Origin of the sequence: Ectothiorhodospira sp. PHS-1, from assembly GCF_000225005.1 — a bacterium.
GTDB lineage: Bacteria > Pseudomonadota > Gammaproteobacteria > Ectothiorhodospirales > Ectothiorhodospiraceae > Ectothiorhodospira.
On sequence record NZ_AGBG01000091.1, the window covers coordinates 1 to 626 of the forward strand.

The window sequence follows — 626 nt, forward strand, 5'->3', positions numbered from 1 at the left end:
GCTTCAACCGGTAGCTCTCCCCGCCGAGCAGGTAGAGGTGCGAGTGGTGGATGATCCGGTCGACGATCGGCACCGCCACGTTGTCGTCGTGGAAGAACTCCCCCCAGCTGGTGAAGTCCTTGTTGGTGGTGATGATCAGCGACCGGTGCTCGTAGAACCGATTGATGAGTTGGAACAGCGCATAGCGGGCCTGCCGGCTCATCGGCAGGTAGCCCAGTTCGTCGATCACCAGGGCGTCGACCTTGGCGAGCCTGTGGATCGTCTTCTTCAGTTCACCCTTCATCTCGGCGATCTCCAGTTCCTCGACCAGGTCCAGAGCGTTGCGGAACAGCACCCGGTAGCCCGCCTTGATGGCCTTCTGGCCGACCCCGATGGCCAGGTGGGTCTTGCCCACCCCTGGCGGGCCGATGAACACCAGGTTCTCGCGATTGTCGAGGAAGGCGAAGTCGAGCAGGGCGCTGATCTGACGCTTGGTGATGGTGGTCTGATGCCGGTAGTCGAACCCCTCCAGGCGCTTGTCGCTGGGGAACCCGGCTTGGCGTTGGTAGAGGTCGATGCGCTTGGCCTCACGGGTCTGACGCTCGTGCTCCACCAGCATGTCGGCGAAGGCCAGGTAAGAGACTTCG

1 protein-coding gene is annotated in these 626 nt (G+C 62.6%); it reads right to left on the reverse strand.

The features are described 5' to 3' along the window. The coding region (gene istB / locus ECTPHS_RS13740) for an IS21-like element helper ATPase IstB (protein WP_008933372.1) at window positions 1–626 on the reverse strand (626 nt) is incomplete at both ends.